Annotated in this window: 3 tRNA genes; all 3 read left to right on the top strand. The window is 50.6% G+C overall.

Annotation, left to right across the window (positions count from 1 at the left end):
• Window positions 1-36: 36 nt before the first annotated feature.
• The 3 genes from CHH48_RS19200 to CHH48_RS19190 all read left to right on the top strand — a co-directional run bounded on the left by CHH48_RS19200 (window position 37) and on the right by CHH48_RS19190 (window position 342).
• Window positions 37-111, top strand: a tRNA-Met gene (locus CHH48_RS19200).
• A gap of 54 nt (window positions 112-165) precedes the next feature.
• Window positions 166-242: transfer RNA gene (locus tag CHH48_RS19195), tRNA-Asp, on the top strand.
• 27 nt (window positions 243-269) lie between these two features.
• Window positions 270-342, top strand: a tRNA-Phe gene (locus CHH48_RS19190).
• The last annotated feature ends 6 nt before the right edge of the window (window positions 343-348 follow it).

Here is a 348-nt window from a genome sequence, read left to right as displayed (position 1 = left end):
TCTTTATCTAGTTTCATAGAAAATACCTTTTATTATCGCGGGGTGGAGCAGGGGTAGCTCGTCGGGCTCATAACCCGAAGGTCGCAGGTTCAAATCCTGCCCCCGCAACCATAATGTTTTAATCGTGGTGCACGTAGTGTGCAACCATAATGTTTTACTTAAAGTGGTCCGGTAGTTCAGTTGGTTAGAATGCCTGCCTGTCACGCAGGAGGTCGCGGGTTCGAGTCCCGTCCGGACCGCCACTTTTACAACATTGTATGTTACATAATGGCTCGGTAGCTCAGTCGGTAGAGCAACGGACTGAAAATCCGTGTGTCGGCGGTTCGATTCCGTCCCGAGCCACTCTCA

The sequence above is a fragment of the Terribacillus saccharophilus genome, from assembly GCF_002272075.1.
Taxonomy (GTDB): Bacteria; Bacillota; Bacilli; order Bacillales; family Amphibacillaceae; genus Terribacillus; species Terribacillus saccharophilus_A.
Note: the sequence above shows the minus strand (reverse complement) of the source record. Positions and strands in the feature narration are given on the sequence as shown.